The 18,850-nt window shown below is 61.3% G+C and carries 17 protein-coding genes, 1 tRNA gene and 1 pseudogene; 9 read left to right on the top strand and 10 right to left on the bottom strand.

The features are described from left to right. Positions 1 to 105 precede the first annotated feature (105 nt). The 5 genes and pseudogenes from CO655_RS16260 to CO655_RS16240 all read left to right on the top strand — a co-directional run bounded on the left by CO655_RS16260 (position 106) and on the right by CO655_RS16240 (position 5,741). Positions 106 to 1,293 carry an alpha-hydroxy acid oxidase gene (locus CO655_RS16260; RefSeq protein WP_097665508.1) on the top strand — a complete coding sequence of 396 codons (1,188 nt, stop codon included), beginning with the start codon at positions 106 to 108 and terminating at the stop codon, positions 1,291 to 1,293. Further along, a pseudogene (locus tag CO655_RS16255) lies at positions 1,283 to 1,429 on the top strand (JAB domain-containing protein); the annotation flags it as partial. The gene CO655_RS16260 and the pseudogene CO655_RS16255, both read left to right, overlap by 11 nt. Before the next feature lie 115 nt (positions 1,430 to 1,544). Then, entirely contained in the window at positions 1,545 to 2,951 is a 1,407-nt protein-coding gene (gene sthA, locus CO655_RS16250) for a Si-specific NAD(P)(+) transhydrogenase (RefSeq protein ID WP_097607052.1), read from the top strand. 55 nt (positions 2,952 to 3,006) lie between these two features. Beyond that, positions 3,007 to 3,810: an endonuclease/exonuclease/phosphatase family protein gene (locus tag CO655_RS16245; protein WP_097665455.1), complete on the top strand. Its 804-nt coding sequence runs from the start codon at positions 3,007 to 3,009 to the stop codon at positions 3,808 to 3,810. A 161-nt stretch (positions 3,811 to 3,971) separates the two neighbouring features. After that, positions 3,972 to 5,741 carry a radical SAM protein gene (locus tag CO655_RS16240; RefSeq protein ID WP_097665454.1) on the top strand — a complete coding sequence of 590 codons (1,770 nt, stop codon included), beginning with the start codon at positions 3,972 to 3,974 and terminating at the stop codon, positions 5,739 to 5,741. Between the two features lie 64 nt (positions 5,742 to 5,805). On the opposite strand, the gene CO655_RS16235 is transcribed toward CO655_RS16240, so the two are convergent. The 5 genes from CO655_RS16235 to CO655_RS16215 form a co-directional block, all read right to left on the bottom strand. Next, positions 5,806 to 6,228 carry a nuclear transport factor 2 family protein gene (locus tag CO655_RS16235; protein ID WP_097607049.1) on the bottom strand — a complete coding sequence of 141 codons (423 nt, stop codon included), beginning with the start codon at positions 6,226 to 6,228 and terminating at the stop codon, positions 5,806 to 5,808. A 153-nt stretch (positions 6,229 to 6,381) separates the two neighbouring features. After that, positions 6,382 to 7,866, bottom strand: a complete 1,485-nt coding sequence (tig, locus tag CO655_RS16230) for a trigger factor (protein ID WP_097665453.1) — start codon at positions 7,864 to 7,866, stop codon at positions 6,382 to 6,384. 203 nt (positions 7,867 to 8,069) lie between these two features. Continuing rightward, a tRNA-Leu gene (locus CO655_RS16225) sits at positions 8,070 to 8,154 on the bottom strand. 153 nt (positions 8,155 to 8,307) lie between these two features. Further along, positions 8,308 to 8,898 (bottom strand): GDYXXLXY domain-containing protein, encoded by a 591-nt coding sequence (locus CO655_RS16220; RefSeq protein ID WP_097665452.1) that lies wholly within the window; start codon positions 8,896 to 8,898, stop codon positions 8,308 to 8,310. After that, the gene (locus CO655_RS16215) at positions 8,895 to 9,989 is read right to left on the bottom strand and encodes a DUF2157 domain-containing protein (RefSeq protein ID WP_097607046.1); all 1,095 of its coding nucleotides are present in this window, start codon (positions 9,987 to 9,989) and stop codon (positions 8,895 to 8,897) included. The genes CO655_RS16220 and CO655_RS16215 overlap by 4 nt, the downstream gene beginning before the upstream one ends. 894 nt (positions 9,990 to 10,883) lie before the next feature. Here CO655_RS16215 and CO655_RS16210 point away from each other — a divergent pair. The 3 genes from CO655_RS16210 (at position 10,884) to trmFO (ending at position 13,003) form a co-directional block, all read left to right on the top strand. Further along, the gene (locus CO655_RS16210; protein WP_004678838.1) at positions 10,884 to 11,030 is read left to right on the top strand and encodes a DUF1127 domain-containing protein; all 147 of its coding nucleotides are present in this window, start codon (positions 10,884 to 10,886) and stop codon (positions 11,028 to 11,030) included. Positions 11,031 to 11,328: 298 nt separating this feature from the next. Next, positions 11,329 to 11,472, top strand: coding sequence for a DUF1127 domain-containing protein (locus CO655_RS16205; RefSeq protein WP_010030024.1), 144 nt, complete (start codon positions 11,329 to 11,331; stop codon positions 11,470 to 11,472). A gap of 100 nt (positions 11,473 to 11,572) precedes the next feature. Beyond that, the gene (gene trmFO, locus CO655_RS16200) at positions 11,573 to 13,003 is read left to right on the top strand and encodes a methylenetetrahydrofolate--tRNA-(uracil(54)-C(5))-methyltransferase (FADH(2)-oxidizing) TrmFO (RefSeq protein ID WP_097665451.1); all 1,431 of its coding nucleotides are present in this window, start codon (positions 11,573 to 11,575) and stop codon (positions 13,001 to 13,003) included. Positions 13,004 to 13,012: 9 nt separating this feature from the next. On the opposite strand, the gene CO655_RS16195 is transcribed toward trmFO, so the two are convergent. From CO655_RS16195 to yajC, 5 genes are all read right to left on the bottom strand, one after another. Continuing rightward, positions 13,013 to 13,480: a hypothetical protein gene (locus CO655_RS16195; protein ID WP_097665450.1), complete on the bottom strand. Its 468-nt coding sequence runs from the start codon at positions 13,478 to 13,480 to the stop codon at positions 13,013 to 13,015. 71 nt (positions 13,481 to 13,551) lie between these two features. Next, entirely contained in the window at positions 13,552 to 14,409 is an 858-nt protein-coding gene (locus CO655_RS16190) for a phytoene/squalene synthase family protein (RefSeq protein WP_097665449.1), read from the bottom strand. A gap of 2 nt (positions 14,410 to 14,411) precedes the next feature. Beyond that, the gene (locus CO655_RS16185) at positions 14,412 to 14,798 is read right to left on the bottom strand and encodes an Mth938-like domain-containing protein (RefSeq protein ID WP_039619395.1); all 387 of its coding nucleotides are present in this window, start codon (positions 14,796 to 14,798) and stop codon (positions 14,412 to 14,414) included. Between the two features lie 4 nt (positions 14,799 to 14,802). Further along, a complete protein-coding gene (gene secDF, locus CO655_RS16180) occupies positions 14,803 to 17,343 on the bottom strand; it encodes a protein translocase subunit SecDF (RefSeq protein WP_097665448.1) in 2,541 nt (846 codons plus the stop codon). Between the two features lie 44 nt (positions 17,344 to 17,387). Beyond that, the gene (gene yajC, locus CO655_RS16175) at positions 17,388 to 17,735 is read right to left on the bottom strand and encodes a preprotein translocase subunit YajC (protein WP_064683514.1); all 348 of its coding nucleotides are present in this window, start codon (positions 17,733 to 17,735) and stop codon (positions 17,388 to 17,390) included. A 202-nt stretch (positions 17,736 to 17,937) separates the two neighbouring features. On the opposite strand from yajC, the gene CO655_RS16170 reads away from it, so the two are divergent. Further along, complete coding sequence (locus tag CO655_RS16170) at positions 17,938 to 18,810, top strand: ATP-binding protein (protein ID WP_097665447.1); 873 nt, start codon at positions 17,938 to 17,940, stop codon at positions 18,808 to 18,810. Positions 18,811 to 18,850 lie beyond the last annotated feature (40 nt).

Raw genomic sequence — 18,850 nt, 5'->3', positions numbered from 1 at the left:
TGAGCAAGGCTGGAGTTGACAGCAGTGGGTGACGCGCGATTGTATGCAATCTGCGCCCCATTCGCTGAACAAATGCCCGCCGGGGATACCGAGAAGATAAAGCTCATGACGATCCGCAGCGGTAACACTGATCGATCGACCCGGCTCTGCCGCGACGTGCTTTGCCTCGACGACTTTGAAATCAAGGCGCGGCGACATCTGCCGAAGCCGCTGTTCGGTTATATCGCCGGCGCGACCGAGACCAATGCGTCGCTGCGGCATAACGCAGAGGCCTTCCAGGCCTACGCCTTCCGGCCGCGTGTGCTTCGGGACGTCTCGACGCGCAGCACCGCGACGAGCCTCTTCGGCAAAACTTATGCCGTGCCGTTCGGGATCGCGCCGATGGGGATCAGCGCGCTGATGGCCTATCGGGGGGACATCGCGCTCGCGCAAGGCGCGGACCAATCGGGAATCCCGATGATCATAAGCGGTTCGTCACTCATCCCCCTGGAAGAGATCGCTGCGGCCTCGCCACAAGCATGGTTTCAGGCCTATTTGCCCGGCGAACCCGATCGTATCGATGCTCTCATCGATCGCGTCGCTGCGGCCGGCATCGGCACGCTCCTGCTGACCGTGGACACGGCCACGCTGCCCAACCGCGAAAACAATGTCAGGGCTGGATTTTCGACGCCTTTGCGTCCCGGTCTCCGCTTGGCATGGCAGGGCATCTCGCACCCTCGCTGGAGCACCGGTACATTCCTGCGCACGATCGCCCGGCACGGCATTCCGCATTTTGAGAATTCCTATGCCACAAGAGGCGCGCCGATCATCTCCTCCAACGTCATGCGCGATTTCGGCAGGCGCGACCATCTCAACTGGGCCCATTTGGAGCAGATCCGCAAGAGGTGGTCCGGCAAGCTCGTGGTCAAGGGGATCATGCATCCTGAAGACGCGGCACGGGCGGCCGATACGGGGGCGGATGGCGTGATCGTCTCCAATCATGGCGGCCGCCAGCTTGACGGCACCGCATCTCCCCTTCAGGTCCTTCCGGAAATTGCGGCACGTGTCGGAGACAGCATCACCGTCATGGTCGACGGCGGCATCAGGCGTGGAACTGACATCATGAAGGCGCTGGCGCTCGGGGCCTGTTTCGTGTTCGTAGGCAGGCCGTTCCTTTATGCCGCAGCCGTCGCGGGGCTGCCGGGCGTGCTGAAGGCGGCGGATATCCTGAAGGCGGAACTGCATAGCAATATGGCGTTGCTCGGCGTTACCGGGGTGGGCGATATTTCCGCGGATTACATCACCCGCGCATGAAAAGCCGTCGCGCGCTGACATCGATATGACGAAAGTAATCATCGACGCGGCTTATGCACTTGATATCATCGTCCACGACCACATCATCATCGGCAAGGACGGCCATGTCAGCTTGAAAGGGCTGAAGCTGATCTGAAAAACACAGGTCCGGCGGAATCAATGGTCGTAAAACAATCTGTAACATTGACCGGCTACCGATGAGGGGCGACATTTTTGTCGCAAATGATTCCATTCCAATCCGGGGCTAGAGGATGTTTCAGTACGATCTCGTTGTGGTGGGTAGCGGTCCCGCAGGGCGCCGCGGCGCGATCCAGGCTGCGAAACTCGGCAAGAAAGTGCTCGTCATCGAGCAGGGCAAGCGCGTCGGCGGCGTGTCCGTTCATACCGGCACCATCCCCTCGAAGACGCTGCGCGAGACGGCGCTCAATCTCTCCGGCTGGCGGGAACGCGGCTTTTACGGCCGATCCTACCGCGTCAAGCAGGAGATCAGCGCCGAAGACCTGCGCCGCCGCCTACTGATTACCCTCGACCACGAGGTCGAGGTACTCGAGCACCAGTTTGCCCGCAACCGCGTGCACCATATTCGCGGCAAGGCGAGCTTCGTCGATGCTTCAACGCTGCAGGTGATCAAGGATGACGGCGAGGTCACCCAGGTCAGCGCCGCCAGCGTGCTGCTCGCCGTCGGCACCAAGCCGTTCCGCCCGGACTACATTCCTTTCGACGGCAAGACCGTTCTCGACAGCGATGAGCTGCTCGACATCCAGGAGCTGCCGCGCTCGATGATCGTTATCGGTGCAGGCGTCATCGGTATCGAATATGCAACGATCTTCAGCGCACTCGACACCGCCGTCACCGTGATCGACCCGAAGGCGACGATGCTCGACTTCATCGACAAGGAAATCATCGAGGACTTCACCTATCAGCTGCGCGACCGCAACATGAAACTGCTGCTCGGCCAGAAGGCCGACAAGGTCGAGACGCTCGATAACGGCAAGGTCGAACTGACGCTCGACAGCGGCCGGCGTCTGACGACCGACATGGTGCTCTTTGCGGCCGGCCGCATGGGGGCGACGGACACGCTGAACCTTGAGGCGATCGGCCTCGAGGCCGACAACCGCGGCCGTCTCAAGGTCAATCCCGAGACGTTTCAGACCTCGGTTCCGAACGTTTACGCCGCCGGCGACGTCGTCGGCTTTCCGAGCCTCGCCTCGACCTCGATGGAGCAGGGCCGGATCGCCGCCCGCGTGGCGATCGGCGCGGTCGCCAAGGAGCCGCCGAAATATTTCCCCTACGGCATCTATGCCGTGCCGGAGATTTCGACCTGCGGCCTGACCGAAGAAGAGATGAAGGAGCGCGGCATTCCCTATGAATGCGGCATCGCCCGCTTCCGCGAGACCTCGCGCGGCCATATCATGGGCCTTGACACCGGGCTTTTGAAGCTGATCTTCTCGCTGAAGACGCGCCGCCTGCTCGGCGTGCATATCGTCGGCGAAGGTGCCACCGAGCTGGTGCATATCGGCCAAGCGGTGCTCAACCTCAAAGGCACGGTCGAATATTTCGTCGAAAACACCTTCAACTATCCGACGCTCGCCGAAGCCTACAAGATCGCCGGCCTCGACGCCTGGAACCGGATGGGCGACATCAAGTCGGAATTGTAGGCGCACAGCGACAGGGCAGCCATCTCCATCCGGCCACCCAAGGGAGCCGAAGACATTGCGCATCATTTCGCTGAACGCATGGGGCGGCAGACTGCATGAGGCGCTGATCGACTATGTCAGGCAGACCGATCCTGACGTGCCGTGCCTGCAGGAGGTACTGCGGGCGCCGGATCCTGGTTCCGGATGGTCGATCTATCGCGATGCGGGGCTGGAGCTGCCGCAGCACGCCAATCTGTTTGCGGAGATCAGCGCCGCCCTGACCGATCATGACGGCTTCTTCTGCCCGACATCGAGAGGCACGCTTTTCGACGGCGATGCCGCCATTATCGCCGAATTCGGGCTGGCGACCTTCGTGCGCAAATCGCATTCCGTCATCGCCCAGGCGATGGACTTCGTGCACGGCAGTTTTTCCGCCAGCGGCTGGGGCGAACATCCCCGCCCGCGAAACGCGCATTGCATCCGTCTCTTCAGCCATGGGAACGCTTCCGCGATTACTATCGCCCATATGCATGGCCTGCGCGACCCAGCCGGCAAGGGCGATACGGCGGCGCGCGAAGAGCAGGCTTTGGCGCTGGCCGGGCTCGTCGAACGGGTCTGGCCCGGAGGCGAAGGGCTGGTGGTCTGCGGCGATTTCAACGTGCTGCCCGACAGCGCGACCTTTAAGGTCCTCGCCCGATTGGGCCTTTCCGATCTCGTCACCGGAAACGGCCTTGTCGACACGCGGACGTCTTACTATCTGAAGCAGGGCCGCTTTGCCGACTACATGCTGGTTACGCCGGAGGTGAAGGTTGCCGGGTTCGAGGTGGTGGCGACGCCTGAGGTCTCCGACCACCGCGCATTGCTGCTCGATATCGTGTAGTATATTGAGGAACGGCGCGCCGCCCAAACTTTTGCGCGCAGTGTTCGATTTTTGCGCCTTGGTTCGAACCCTGATAAGGCGCATTGATACGCCGTGCCTGACTTGTGCCTTCAACGCCATTTTGCCTCCGGGCAGACGTTTCTAGAGAAAGATAGATACTCTTGTCCCATGCTTTGGAAGCCGCACGCAGACGTTTTCAGCTGATCCTGATCAAGCCGTCGCATTACGACGATGACGGTTACGTCATCCGCTGGTGGCGGGCGATGATCCCCTCGAATTCGCTCGCGGCCCTCTACGGCATCGCCGCAGAATGCGCCGAGCGCCAGGTGCTGGGACCCGATACGGCGATCGACATTACAGTGATCGACGAGACCAATACGCGCATCGATTTCCCCCGGCTGCTCGCCCAGTTCAAGCGCCACGGCAATTTCGGCATGGTCGCGCTGGTCGGCGTCCAGTCGAACCAATATCCGCGCGCGCTCGATATCGCCCGCCCCTTCCGCAATGCCGGCCTGCCGGTTTCGATGGGCGGCTTCCACGTGTCCGGCTGCCTGTCGATGCTCGACGGCAAGGCGGTCGGGCTCGACGCCTGCCGCGACATGGGCATCTCGATGTTCGCGGGCGAGGCCGAGGGGCGGCTCGACATGGTGCTGCGCGACGCGGCGAGCGGCGAGCTGAAGCCGCTCTACAATTTCATGAACGACCTACCCGGCATCGGCGGCACGCCGGTTCCCTTCCTGCCGAAGGACAATATCCAGCGCACGCTCGGCCTCAGCACCAGCTTCGACGCCGGGCGCGGCTGTCCCTACCAGTGCTCGTTCTGCACCATCATCAACGTGCAGGGGCGCAAGTCGCGCTTCCGCTCCGCCGACGATGTCGAAAAGCTGGTGCGGATGAACTGGGCGCAGGGCATCCATAAATTCTTCATCACCGACGATAATTTCGCCCGCAACAAGGATTGGGAGGCGATCTTCGATCGGCTGATCGAGCTCAAGGAGCGGGACGGAATTCCGCTCGGGCTGATGATCCAGGTCGATACGCTCTGCCACAAGATCCCGAACTTTATCGAGAAATCCCGCCGCGCCGGCGTCACCCGCGTCTTCATCGGCCTCGAAAACGTCAATCCTGATAATCTGACCGCCGCCAAGAAGAACCAGAACAAGATCACCGAATACCGCAAGATGCTGCTCGCCTGGAAGGCGCAGGGCATCATGACGCTGGCCGGTTATATCTTAGGCTTCCCGGCCGATACGCCGGAATCGATCCGCCGCGATATCGCGATCATTCAGGAAGAGCTGCCGCTCGACGTCATCGAATTCTTCATCCTGACACCGCTGCCAGGTTCCGAGGACCATCAGGTCCTGTGGAAGAAGGGCGTCGAGATGGACGGCGATCTCAACATTTACGATGTCGAACATGTCTGCACTGCGCACCCCAAGATGAGCAAGCAGCAGTGGGAAGACATCTACCACGAGGCATGGTCGCTCTATTATTCGCCTGACCATATGAAGACGCTGCTGCGACGGGCCGTGGCGACCGGCGTGCCGCTCGCAAGGCTCGTCAAGGTTCTCGTCTCCTTCGCAACCACCGTGCCGCTGGAAAACGTACATCCGCTGCAAAGCGGCCTCATGCGCCTGAAGACGCCGTCGGAGCGGCGCCCCGAACTGCCGCGTGAAAATCCGCTGGTCTTCTGGCCGCGCTTTGCCTGGGAAACCTTGAGCAAACATGTTTCGCTCGCCGGCACGATCATCGGCCTGACGATTTCGGCTTTTCTGATTTCACGGGATGCGAAGTCGAAGAGCTACACGGATCAGGCCCTGACACCCGTCGCGGACGACGAGGAAGAGACGCTCAGCCTCTTCACCAAAACCGCCGGTGGGGCCGCGGCCGTCAGCCATGTCCGGAAAGTCGCGGAGCTGACACGGCATTGAGCCACAGTTCCCGCTCAAGCGCCTCGCTTGAAGCAAGGTTGGTGCGAGGCGCTCTGGTGGCAGCTTAAGCGACCTGGATTATCCGGGTTGTCTCGGCCACCTGTAGCGTGTCGACAAATTCGACGATCTTGACCGGTTTCCCGTCCCTGAAATGGATCTTGTCGACGAATTCCGTGTGGAAGCTCACGCCGGACGGGATATGTGTGACCTCCCCTTCGCGGTGGGCGAAGACGATCTGCGCATCCTCGTCCACATGGATGCCGGTCGTACTGATCTTGGATAGATCCCACACGGTGATGAGCTGCGCTATCACCTGGCGAAAGGCATGGCCGCCCAATTCAGTCGAAAAAGGCGCCAGCCGTGTATTGCCAGCCATCCGGAAAGTGCAATCCTCTCCGATCAGCGCCAGCGTGCCCTCGATATCGCCGCGGTCGCGCACAGCATAGATTTCCTCCACCAATTTCTTCATGTCGTATTTTGCAGTCATTTTCAGGTCCCTCCAACCATCAACAAATCTGCATCGAATTATACTTTATTTCAACTATTTGTTGCTGCGATAAACCATGAAAGGCCGGATGGTCGAAAAAGAAAAGGCCCCGCACGATGGCGGGGCCTTCCAAACGTCTGAACCGGGAAGCGATTATTCGGCGCTGTCCTCGGAAGCCTTCTTCTTCGGAGCAGCCTTCTTTTTCGGAGCGGCTTCCTCGCCTTCGCCAGCCTCGGCGGCTTCGGTCTTGGCGGCAGCCTTCTTCTTCGGCGCGGCCTTCTTGGTCTCGGCCTTGGCTTCACCTTCTTCCTCGGCGAGCAGCTCTTCCTTCGTCACCTTCTTGTCGGTGACGTCGATCTCGGTCAGCAGGTGGTCGATGACCTTTTCTTCGAAGATCGGCGCGCGGATCGAAGCGGCAGCACCCGGCTGGCTGCGGAAGAATTCGAGGATCTGCTTTTCCTGGCCGGGATACTGGCGCAGCTGATCGTAGATGGCGCGCTGCATCTCGTCTTCGGTCACTTCGACGCCGGCCTTTTCGCCGATTTCGGAGAGAACGAGGCCGAGGCGGACGCGACGCTCGGCGAGCGTCTTGTATTCTTCACGCGCCTTCTCTTCGGTCGTGTCTTCGTCCTCGAAGGTCTTGCCGGACTGAGCGAGGTCGTTGTTCACCTGGCTCCAGATGCCGTTGTATTCGGCGTCGACGAGCGAAGACGGAGTGTCGAACTTGTACATCTCGTCGAGCTGGTCGAGGATCTGACGCTTCAGCTTCTGGCGGGTCAGCGAGCCGTACTGCGATTCGATCTGGCCGCGGACGATCTCCTTCAGGCGATCGGCGGATTCGATGCCGAGCTTGGAGGCGAGTTCGTCGTTGATCTCGACAGCGCCGGGGGCTGCGACATCCTTGACCGTAATGTCGAAGGTCGCTTCCTTGCCGGCGAGGTTTTTGGCCGGGTAGTCGGCCGGGAAGGTCACGGTGATGGTCTTCTCTTCGCCGGCCTTGACGCCGACGAGCTGGTCTTCGAAGCCGGGGATGAAGCGGCCGGAACCGATCACCAGCTCGGCGCCCTGGTCGGTGCCGCCTTCGAAGGCTTCACCGTCGACCTTGCCGACGTAATCCATGGTGACGCGGTCGCCGTTGGCGGCCTTGCCGGTCTTGCTCTCGTAGGAACGGGCGCTTTCGGCAACCTTCAGGACCTGCTCGTTGACTTCGTCATCCGAGATGTCGATGACTTCGCGCGTGACCTTGATGCCCTTGACCGACTTCAGCTCGATCGGCGGCAGCACTTCGTAGGAAAGCGTGAATTCGAAATCCTGCTGAGCGGAGAGGATCTTGTCGGCTTCGTCCTTGTCTTCCGTCATGGCGATTTCCGGCTGCGTGGCCGACTTTTCGCCGCGGCTGGACAGGATGGCGGTCGGCTGTTCGCGGACGATCTCGTTGACGAGCTCGGCCATGATCGACTTGCCATAGACCTTCTTCAGGTGAGCTGCGGGGACCTTGCCCGGACGGAAGCCGTTGATGCGGATCTTGTCCTTCACATCGGCAAGACGCTCATTCATCTTGTCTTCCATGTCCTTGGCCGGGATAACGACCTTGATTTCGCGCTTCAGCCCTTCAGCGAGCGTTTCGATAACCTGCATGTCTTCCTACCTTCATGTCGTGGCGGCCGTGCCCAGACGCCGTTCGTTTCGATGAGCACGACGCCGGCAGCGTGCCGCGCGTGGCTTTTCCCAATTCCTGTATCATTCCGCCAAAAGGGGAACGGCACTCACTTCCGAGTATTCGGAACAACCTTCGGTCATTCGGGGACAACCAAGTTCTTGGTCTCCCCCTGCAAACAGCCTGGTGCGGGTAGAGAGACTTGAACTCCCACGCCTTGCGGCACCAGAACCTAAATCTGGCGTGTCTACCAATTTCACCATACCCGCGTCCACAGAACCGCATGCCTATGCCTGCGCACGAGGCCTTCCGGAGCGCGGCGTCTCTATATCACCCGATTTGGTCGAGGCAAAGGAAAAATGAACGGCAAATGACAGGGGATTTGCGCCTTAAAAGCGCCCCTGCCCCGAAGGCTTGCGGGATCAGTAAAGCGGCTCGTCGTAAACCGGCTTGCCATCGACGAGCAGGCTGCGGATCTGCGCGCTTCCGTCCGCTGAAACGCGCACCGCTATTGCGACGTTGCCATCATTGCGCGCCTCCTCCAGTGGTTTACCCTGACCTTCGGGGACGTAATAACGCTCGATGCCGTATTCGACGCGGACGCTGTCGCCCGCAGCCAGTCCGCCACTATAGAATGGCTGGCTACGCAGGATCACCGTCTCCGGCTGCGGCGGCAGCGCGTGGAAGGACGATTCGGTCACCGTCCAGAAACCGTCCGCCTGCTTCTTCAACCGGACCCATAGCGTGCGTTCGCCCGGCTGGGCCGGAACGCCGCCGGAAACCGTCTGCACCGGCACGGTGGAAATGTCATAGTTCAGGACGACATAATCGCCGCGCAGGAAATCGCGCGGATCGACCGGGGCCGTCTTCAGCAGCACTTCGGCGCCATTGCTGAGAATCGACGCCCGGCTCTGGATGATCGTGCCGAGGATTATGGTCTGCAGGCCGGCGACGATGACCGCCGAAAGCAGGTAGCCCTTGCCGGACTGCAGCCTTGCCATCCACGAACTCATGCGCGCGCCTCCCGCGAAAAGCGCCGCTCGAGCCGAATGACGATCCAGGCGACAAACGCGACCACAAGACCTGAAAACAGGAAAAGGCTCGACGTGCCGAGGATCGAACCGACGGTGACGGAAGCGAGATAGAGCATCTCTGCGGCAAAAGTCGTATAGGCGAGGTAACGCACGGCGCCATTGTTCCTGCCATGCAGCGCGATCGCCAGCACGGCGGCGGCAAGTGTCGCCAGACCGAGCACCACCAGCCGCCATCCCTGCTCAATCTCGATATGCAGGAGCAGGAAGCCGATTGCGGCGACGAGGAAGCTGTAGAAAGCCGGGGCCGCGCCGGCACTTCTGACCAGGGGCGCGATACGGGGATGTGGCAACGCTGTCAGCACGAAGGCCGCCATGCCGCCGACGGCGAAGGCGAGCGCCACCGCCATCTGCTCATAGAGCGTGTAGAGCCATGCAAGCCAGCCGATCAGGAGCAAATAGGCGAGATGACGTGCTCGCGCAGCGCCGGTGTAACGCACCAACGCAATGACAATCACCGCCATGACCGGCGCCATCCAGGGATCGAGCCCGATCCAATGCGTGTCATGGTTCTCGAGATAAACGGCGAAGGACGCCCAGGAGAGAAAGCCCGCAACGACCACCACCGCGCCCGAACGGAACAGAATCGCCGAGATCGTCGCGATGGCGAACCAGAGATACATCACCGTCTGCTGGTCGCCGGAGAGATGATACATCTGCCCGACCAGCGAAATGGCGCCCCCGAAGCTCATCGCGCCGATGACCAACAAGCCGCCTGCGGCCGCCGCCGCACCGCGGGCGAGCATCAGGGCGGCGGCAATGTGCACGGCCCAGATCAGGGCGAGGATAGCGCCGACGCGGACGAGGCGCGGAATGGCCTCCCAATTGGAAGCGACAACCAGCAAAACGGCCGCAGCAAGCAGCACCGCCGCCAGCGCCATCAGCACCCGGCCGAGGCTGAAGCTGGCCGGGCGACTGTCATATTCGGCGAGAAGCGCGCCGGCCGTTTCCTTTGCCAGCAGACCCTTGCCCACCCAGAGCGAGAGATCCCGCTCCAATCTGCCGCGATACATGCTTCCACCCCTCGGTTCCGCGACGCTCGCGCTGCGGCTGCCGTCATTTATAGACGCAGCAGGCAGCTTCGCAAACGCCTCAGCGCTAAATATGCAAATTCCTCATTGGTCTAACTTGGGTCAGATGTTAACCGGGCGCTAACGTCGGAACTGCTAATATCAGCATATGAAGGAAGAGGTATGCACATTACGCATATCTCTCATGTAATTATTGCACTGCAAAATATCAATTAGTCATACTATTTACCCAGATATCGAAGCACGGGGATGGCGCCCCGGCCCGGCACCGCCGGACGCCCGCGGATTGCTTTATCCGTGACGAGATTCGCAGCCGCGCACTCCTCCTCCCAAGCGCGCTGCGATAGACTGGCGACACTCCTCCTCCCAGTTGCCAGTCACTATAATGCGCCCGCCGGATCCTCCCCCGGCGGGCGTTTTATTTGAAGACAGCATAATGCGTAAGTTCAAGGCGTTAGCACATCCGATACTAGCTGCGCTGTGCCATCGGGAAAGCAAGATCCACCGGATTTTTCTTCGCCTCAAGCCGTGGCACCGCATTCGTGATCGCGCCGCTTTGCGTGGGGCAATCGCAATGACTGACAGCTTGTCGAACCGGCACCGGACCGCCCGCCCAGCGCCCAACTCGCCAGAGGCGGGTTTTCCTCATCGCAGCCCCTTCGCCACTTCAAGGCTCGGGTATTCGCTCAAGTGACTTTGCCTATTCGTTGACCAGACTGCGGTAAGATTGTGTAAAGCATTGCATAACTCGCATAGGTGACCTGAAAACTTGGCTGTTTTCGTCCTTCGCGCCGCAACATATATTGCGGTCATCAAATAGAGGTCAGCGCCGATGGGTGGCTGCTGGCAGATCAAACCCTCGGAAAGGGGCTTAACATGAACATCACCCGCTCTTTCAACAATTGGCGCAAGTATCGTCAGACGGTCACCGAACTCGGCCGCATGACCAACCGCGAATTGCATGACCTCGGCATCGACCGTTCGGATATCCATCGCGTCGCCCGCGAAGCTTCTTCGCGTTAATTCAAAGGTTTCTGCTTCCTCCCAAGCAGATCCCCCAAGATTAAAACGCCCGCTGCACCGCAGCGGGCGTTTTCGTTTGCGGCAATCGACGGTCGTCTCGGTTGCAGGATCTTCCCAGTTCCTTAGCCCGCTCAAAAAATGTTCACCGCTTAATTCTCAAGCATCATATTGCACATTTGCATGGCAGACGCCTTTTATTTGCACTGCACAATGAGAGGGTTTTCGCCTATATAAACATCAACCGCAGAGAGACAGGCGATCCCGCCGTCAAGCGGACATTTGTTCGAGGAAGATGACAATGAACCCGATCCGCATTGCAAAAAGCTGGCTCAGCTACCGCCGTACACTCAACGAACTCGGCAACCTGTCGAACCAGACCCTGTCCGACATCGGCGTCAGCCGCTACGACATCCGTAACATCGCATCCCGCTCGTTCCGCTAATCGCGGGAAAACCGGCACGATGCTTCAAGACGGCGCCATCAGGGCGCCGTTTTTGATTCCGGGTGTTGGATCGCATCTGCCGACATGATATCAGCCCGGAATGAACACGATCTCCTATCCTCCTATTCACGTCGTCGGCGGCGGGCTTGCCGGTTCGGAAGCCGCCTGGCAGATCGCCAGCTCCGGCGTTCCCGTCATTTTGCATGAAATGCGCGGCGTGCGCGGCACGGATGCGCACAAGACCGACGGTCTTGCCGAACTCGTCTGCTCCAATTCCTTCCGGTCCGACGATGCGACCAGCAATGCCGTCGGTGTCATCCATGCCGAGATGCGCATGGCGGGCTCGCTGATCATGGCTGCCGCCGACCGCCACCAGGTGCCGGCCGGCGGCGCGCTGGCCGTCGATCGCGATGGCTTTTCCGAAGCCGTGACCAAGGCGATCCACGACCATCCGCTGATCACCGTCGTGCGCGAGGAAATCACCGGCCTGCCACCGCGCGACTGGGATCTTGCCATCGTCGCCACCGGGCCGCTGACAGCGCCGTCGCTCGCCAGCGCCATCCAGGCGCAAACGGGCGAGGATTCGCTCGCCTTCTTCGACGCCATCGCGCCGATCGTCTACCGCGACAGCATCGACATGGATATCTGCTGGTATCAGTCGCGCTACGACAAGGTCGGCCCCGGCGGCACTGGCAAGGATTACATCAACTGCCCGATGGACGAGGCGCAGTACAATGCCTTCGTCGACGCTTTGATCGCTGGCGATACTGTCGGCTTCAAGGAATGGGAAGGCACGCCTTATTTCGACGGCTGCCTGCCGATCGAGGTGATGGCCGAACGCGGCCGTGAGACGCTGCGCCACGGGCCGATGAAGCCGATGGGGCTGACGAACGCGCATAATCCGACAGTCAAGGCCTATGCCGTCGTGCAACTGCGCCAGGACAATGCGCTCGGCACGCTCTACAATATGGTCGGTTTCCAGACGAAGCTGAAATACGGCGCGCAGGCGGAAATCTTCCGGATGATCCCAGGCCTGGAAAATGCCGAATTTGCCCGTCTCGGCGGCCTTCATCGCAACACCTACATCAACTCCCCGACCCTGCTCGATCCGTCGCTGACGCTGAAGTCGCGGCCCGGCCTGCGCTTCGCCGGCCAGATCACCGGCTGCGAGGGTTATGTGGAAAGCGCCAGCGTTGGGCTGATGGCCGGCCGTTTTGCCGCCGCCGAACGCAAGGGCGAAGCGATCTTGCTGCCGCCGGCGACAACGGCGCTCGGCTCGCTGCTCGGTCATATCACCGGCGGCCACATCGTCACCGACGAAGAGCCCGGCAAACGCTCGTTCCAGCCGATGAACATCAATTTCGGGCTGTTTCCGGAGCTTGAGCCCGGCTCGATCGTCAAGCCCGAGGGCGTCAAGCGCTTCCGCGGCAAGGATAAGACGATCATGAAACGGCAGTTGATCGCGCGTCGCGCGCTTGCGGACTGCGCCGCCTGGCTCGGCCAGACACCGAGCTTTGCCGAAAGCGCCTGAGCAGCTGCCCTACTGCTTGTTGGCCGCGGATATATGGCCGGCTGGCAGGTCCTTATCCGGCTCAGCGATGTAGTTGCCGAGCAGCCACAACGCAACTTCGGAAGCCTCCTTCGGCGAAGCGAACTCGAATTGTCCGTTGTGACTGGGCGCATCGAGAAATTCGATCGCCAGCCCCCTGCCCGTCTCCGAGCTTACCACGCGCACACGGCCGGGCTCGATCAGATGGCAGGAGAAGTGGCGCGCCATGTTGCGCATCAGCCCGGCCTTGTTGTCGTGGAGGCGCACGAAGATCGCCTGACCGTTTTCAGTCGCCTGCAGCTGGCGGATCGCCTCGTTGGGAAAGGCGCGGCCGAACTCGATGATGGCGAGACCGGTGTCGTGCAGGCCGTCTTCCTTGTTTTGCGCAGCCATGCGTGTTGCCACGAAGGCAAAGAAAATGACGATGGCGAAAAGGACGCACCAGACGATAATGCCCACGCCGAGTCTCCGTTCAAAGGGTAGCGGTCAGGCCCTTGTAGCGCGCGAGACTTGCGCGAATTTGACCGATATCAGATTTTCCTGCGCGATGCAGCCAGCGCCATTGCGAGCTGGCGGCGCCATTGCGGCGGCTGCAGCGGCCGGTCGAACAGCAGGGCGCCCCGCCTCTGCGCCTTCCGGAGCACCGGCTCGGCCAGTGTGACCGGCAGGAAGGCCGGAAAGACGGCTGGCGCAATCGCCCCTGCCCCCCTCGCCTTTGCCAGATGCTCGCGGCCGAGGCCGGCGAAGGCCTCGATGGCGGCGGAGATGCGCGGTCGGTCTTCGCCGGCAAGGAAGGCATCGCGGTCGAGGCCGGTGGCTGAAAGGATCTGCAGCGGAATATAGAGCTGGCCGCGGCGGCGATGCAGCGGCATCAAAAGCAACAGGCCGGCAATCGCCTGGGCGACGCCGGCATGGCCGGCGGCATCGGCCGATCGTGAGGCATCCTCCGGCGAAAGCACAAGGCTTGCAAGCTGGATCAGCGCGGAGGCGGTTTCGCCGGCATAACCTTCGAGCGTCAGCCGCGTTTCCATCGGGTCGTCATAGAGGTCGAACGTGCGGGCCTCGATCATGTCGACCAGCGTCTTGCGCGGCAGGCGATAAGTTTCGATTGCCTCCAGAAGCGCGGCGGCGCCGGGATTGGCCGCCGTCGAACCATGCGCACTGCCTTCCAGCAGGTCATGCCAATATTGCATGCGCACCTCGCCGGGCAGCGGCTCGTGCACCAGGTCGCGGATGCGGGCAAGCTCGGCATTGAACGCGTAAAGCGCCGCAAGCGCGCCGCGCTTGTCCTGCGGCGATAGAAGGCAGGCGAGATAGCGGTCGCGATCATTGTCGCGCAGCATCGCCAGGCAGATATCCTGGTTCGTCGCAATATTCGCGTCAGCCATCGTCAGACCGCAATCAAGGCCGCCGCGACGGCGCGCTGCTCAGACAGCATGATATTGAAGGTGCGCACCGCGGCACCCGTGCTCATCGGATCGGAGGAGATGCCGCGCGCCTTCAGCGCCTGCTTCAATTCGTCGGGCAGACGGCGAAGCTCGGTTCCCGTGCCGACGAGCAGAACCTCTATATCGGCGGCCTCCTCCAACACGCGGCGAAAATTTTCAAGCGACAGCGGCTTCGACATGTCCATGTCCCATCCATGAATGCCGGAGGGCAGGCAAAGGATCGAGCCGCGATGCGACATGTCGGCAAAACGGAAGCCGCCATTGCCGTAAGTGTCGATCGGAGCGCGCCCGGGAAAATGCGCGGCGCGGATTTCTATGCCTTTTGCCATGTTTTCAAACCACTGTGCCGGATTTAACACCGGCATCCGTCTTGCTGCTCTCTTCCCCGTCGGGGCTCTCCGGCCGCAGCCGGAAGACGATCAGTACGGGAGCGGCGATATAGATCGAAGAGAAAGTGCCGAGAGCGACGCCGAAGAGCATCGCAAAGGCAAATGAGCGCATGACGTCCCCGCCGAACAGGCAGAGCGCCAGCAAGGCAAGCAGCGTCGTCGCCGCCGTCAGGACAGTGCGCGACAATGTCTGATTGATCGAGGCATCGATCAGGATCGGCAGCGGCATCCTCGTGTATCGCTTCAGGTTCTCGCGCATCCGGTCATAAACGACGACGGTGTCGTTCAGGGAATAGCCGACAATGGTCAGCACCGCGGCGATACTCGTCAGGTTGAATTCGATGCCGGTCAGCACGAAAAGCCCCAGCATGATGATGACGTCGTGCAGCGTTGCGACGATGGCGCCGACGGCGAACTGCCACTCGAAGCGAATCCAGATGTAGAGCAGGATTGCCGCGAGCGCGGCAGCGACACCGAGCGTCGCCATCATCGTCAATTCGCCGGAGATGGCCGGGCCGACGACTTCGACGCGGCGGAAATCATAATCCGCCTCGAGCTCGCCGCGCACCAGCGTCGCTGCCGATTGCTCGGCATTCTCTCCGCCGCCCTGGGACGCGATGCGGATCCGCGCGTTCGCCGGCCCGCCGGTGCGTTCGACCCCGACCTCGCCGAGATTGAGATCGTTGAGGCGCGATCGGAGATCGGCGATGTCGGCATTGCCCTGTTTCGCCGTCACCTCGATGAGCGAGCCGCCGGTGAAGTCGATGCCGAGCTGCAGGCCGACGGTGGCAAAGGCCGCCATGGCGATCAGCGAGATTGCAGCCGACGCCGTGAAGACATAGCGGCGGATGCCCATGAACCGGATATTGGCGTGCTCGAAGAGATGGGTCAGGACGCCTTTCGGCAGGTGCCGCGGATGGCGTCGCGCCAGCCAGGCAGCAACAATCGAGCGGGTCAGCGTGAATGCCGTGAAGACGGTCGTCAGAATGCCGACCGCCAGCGTCACGGCAAAACCACGAATGGATTCGCTGCCGAGGTAAAAGAGAATGACGGCGGCGATGAAGATCGTGACATTCGCATCGACGATGGTTGCGAAGGCGCGCGAGAAGCCGCGGCCGACCGCCTGCGCAAAGGAGGGGCCGGTTTTCTCCTCCTCGCGGATGCGCTCGTAGATCAGCACGTTGGAATCGACCGCCATGCCGACAATGAGCACGATGCCGGCAATACCGGGCAAGGTCAGCGTCGCGCCGGCAAGGCTCAGCACGGCAATGATCAGGATCAGATTGAAGAAGAGCGAGACGACGGCAACGAGGCCGAGAATCCGATAAAGCGCGATCATCAATGCTGCGACCAGCAGCACGGCGACGAGGCCGGCAATGAGGCCGGAGAAGATGGAGTCAGCGCCGAAGCTCGGGCTGACGCTGCGTTCCTCGACGCTCGTCAGCGTTGCCGGCAAAGCCCCTGCCCGCAGCATTACCGCAAGGTCGCGGACGCCATCTTCGGAGAAGTTCGCCGATATCCGGCCCTCACCGCCGGTGATCGCCGCATCGATGACCGGCGCCGACATGACCTGGTCGTCGAAGACGATGGCAAGATGCTTGCCGATATTCTGCCCCGTCGCCTCAGCCAGCCGCCGCGTGCCTTCCGCATCCAGACGATAGGCAATGGAGGTATCCTGCGTCTGCGGATCCACGACCGGCTGGATGTCGACCATGTTGCTGCCGGTGACGAATGCCGTACGGTCGACGAGATAGGGAACCGGCGGATCGTCCAGCGAATAGAGCACCTGCGAGGTCGCCGGCCAGCGACCGTTCAGCGCCTCCTGCCCCGACATGCTTTCATCGATCAGATGAAAAGAAAGCTTGGCCGGCTGGTTGAGGAGGTTCTTCAGCCGCTCGGCATCGACCGATCCCAGCACCTGCACGGTGATCCGGTCGTCGCCATTGGGACGAACGAGGAAATTCTCGTAGCCGAATCCGGCGATGCGGCGGGCGACGATATCGAGCGACCGGGTCCGGGCGGAGGCGACGTCAGCGGTAATGCCGGCGTCGGAAATCTGCAGGGAAAGCTGCCCTTCGCCGCCCTGCTGCAGCGCGAGCCCAGGGGCGGAATCTCCGCCGGTCGTCGTCAGGGATTTCAGACGATCGACCGCTTTCTGCGTCTCGGCGGGATCGGTGATCCGGACAGTGACGGTCTGGTCGTTGCCGGTCAGCCCGGTATAGCGGATGCCGGCGCCGCGCAGCGCGTTGCGTACATTCGCGACGGCCTCTTCCAGGCGGTCCTTGACGATATCGGAACGCTCGACCTTCAGAACGATATGGGAACCGCCCTGCAGATCGAGGCCGAGCATCAGGCGATCGTTTCGCAGCCAATCCGGCAGAGAGGCACGCTGTGCCTCGCTCACCAGATTGGGCGCAGCGATGACGACGGCCGTAAGCGCAACCAGCCAAATCAGAAGTGTTTTCCAGCGGGAAAAATGCAACATTCTCTCGACGATCTTCCGATCCGGCGGTTTGCCGTTATCGCCTGTTACGCCGCGTCGGCCTTGACAGGTTCACCCTTGACGCGAACTTCCGAAATGCCACTGCGGACGATGCGGACGCGAACGCCTTCGGCAATCTCGACTTCGACTTCCTTGTCGTCGACGACCTTCGTCACCTTGCCGACGAGACCGCCGCCGGTCACGACCTGGTCGCCGCGACGGATCGCCTTCAGGGTTTCCTCACGCTTCTTGGCCTGGGCGCGCTGCGGACGGATCAGCAGGAAGTACCAAACGACCATCAGCGGCACGAACAGAATGATCATTTCGAAACCTGAGCTGCCGAAACCGGTTGCGGTGTCGGTCGCACTCTGGGCGAATGCCGGGGTGATGAACATGCTAAACTCCTCAGGCTTGGCGGCGGAACTCCGCCTCATTTTTCAGGTTGCCGGACTATAGTTGCCGCTTCGATGAATGCAACAGAAACAGCCGGAAACAGTACCGATTCCGCTGCCTCATAACCTTTCCGGCGGCAAAACGCCATGCTACCCGCATCGAAAGATAAAGCGGATTGCCGCAGCAAGAAATCAGGAGCTTGCGATGACCGAGGAAATCAACACCGCCTTGCTTGCCGAGCTGAAGCGGCTCGCTGATGCCGTCCAGCGTCTTGCCGGACCGGCACCCGCCGTCAACGACTGGAACGCGGCAGACTGTTTCGTCTGGGCGCCGCTGCGCCAGCATCTGCAGCCCGTTAAGAAACCCAACCGGGTGGCGCTGAAGCTCATCCGCGGCGTCGACCACGTGCGCGACATCCTGCACGAAAATACGGTGCGTTTCGCCGCAGGTTATGCGGCCAACAATGTGCTGCTCTGGGGTGCGCGCGGCATGGGCAAATCGTCGCTGGTCAAGGCTGTGCACGAGGACGTCAGGCACGAAAGCGGCGTCGCGCTGAAGCTGGTCGAAGTTCACCGCGAGGATATTGCCAGCCTGCCCAACCTGCTCGACCTCCTGAAAGATACCCCCTACCGCGTGATCGTCTTCTGCGACGATCTCTCCTTTGATCACGACGACACCGCCTACAAGTCGCTGAAGGCGGCGCTTGACGGCGGCGTCGAAGGACGGCCGGACAACGTGCTCTTCTATGCCACGTCGAATCGGCGCCATCTTTTGCCGCGTCACATGATGGAAAACGAACAGTCGACAGCGATCAATCCGTCCGAAGCCGTCGAGGAGAAGGTTTCGCTGTCCGATCGCTTCGGCCTCTGGCTTGGATTTCATAAATGCAGCCAGGAAGACTATCTCGGCATGATCGACGGCTATGCCGATCACTTCAAGCTCGGGCTCGCACGCGACAAGATGCATGCCGAGGCGCTGGAATGGGCAACGACGCGCGGCGCGCGCTCCGGCCGCGTCGCCTGGCAGTATATCCAGGACCTGGCAGGACGCATGCGCGTCCATATCGATAGAGTCTAAATGACAAAAGCCCGGCGGTTGGCCGGGCTTTTGCGCTTCC

Source organism: Rhizobium sp. M1 (assembly GCF_002531805.1).
Taxonomy (GTDB): Bacteria; Pseudomonadota; Alphaproteobacteria; order Rhizobiales; family Rhizobiaceae; genus Rhizobium; species Rhizobium etli_C.
Note: the sequence above shows the minus strand (reverse complement) of the source record. Positions and strands in the feature narration are given on the sequence as shown.

Excerpts from the sequence above, each read along its gene's own strand:
- CO655_RS16260 (WP_097665508.1), top strand. The coding sequence starts at position 106 with ATGACGATCCGCAGCGGTAACACTGATCGATCGACCCGGCTCTGCCGC.
- sthA (WP_097607052.1), top strand. The coding sequence starts at position 1,545 with ATGTTTCAGTACGATCTCGTTGTGGTGGGTAGCGGTCCCGCAGGGCGC.
- CO655_RS16235 (WP_097607049.1), bottom strand. The coding sequence starts at position 6,228 with ATGACTGCAAAATACGACATGAAGAAATTGGTGGAGGAAATCTATGCT.
- tig (WP_097665453.1), bottom strand. The coding sequence starts at position 7,866 with ATGCAGGTTATCGAAACGCTCGCTGAAGGGCTGAAGCGCGAAATCAAG.
- CO655_RS16220 (WP_097665452.1), bottom strand. The coding sequence starts at position 8,898 with ATGAGTTCGTGGATGGCAAGGCTGCAGTCCGGCAAGGGCTACCTGCTT.
- CO655_RS16215 (WP_097607046.1), bottom strand. The coding sequence starts at position 9,989 with ATGTATCGCGGCAGATTGGAGCGGGATCTCTCGCTCTGGGTGGGCAAG.
- CO655_RS16210 (WP_004678838.1), top strand. The coding sequence starts at position 10,884 with ATGAACATCACCCGCTCTTTCAACAATTGGCGCAAGTATCGTCAGACG.
- CO655_RS16205 (WP_010030024.1), top strand. The coding sequence starts at position 11,329 with ATGAACCCGATCCGCATTGCAAAAAGCTGGCTCAGCTACCGCCGTACA.
- trmFO (WP_097665451.1), top strand. The coding sequence starts at position 11,573 with ATGAACACGATCTCCTATCCTCCTATTCACGTCGTCGGCGGCGGGCTT.
- CO655_RS16190 (WP_097665449.1), bottom strand. The coding sequence starts at position 14,409 with ATGGCTGACGCGAATATTGCGACGAACCAGGATATCTGCCTGGCGATG.
- CO655_RS16185 (WP_039619395.1), bottom strand. The coding sequence starts at position 14,798 with ATGGCAAAAGGCATAGAAATCCGCGCCGCGCATTTTCCCGGGCGCGCT.
- secDF (WP_097665448.1), bottom strand. The coding sequence starts at position 17,343 with ATGTTGCATTTTTCCCGCTGGAAAACACTTCTGATTTGGCTGGTTGCG.
- yajC (WP_064683514.1), bottom strand. The coding sequence starts at position 17,735 with ATGTTCATCACCCCGGCATTCGCCCAGAGTGCGACCGACACCGCAACC.
- CO655_RS16170 (WP_097665447.1), top strand. The coding sequence starts at position 17,938 with ATGACCGAGGAAATCAACACCGCCTTGCTTGCCGAGCTGAAGCGGCTC.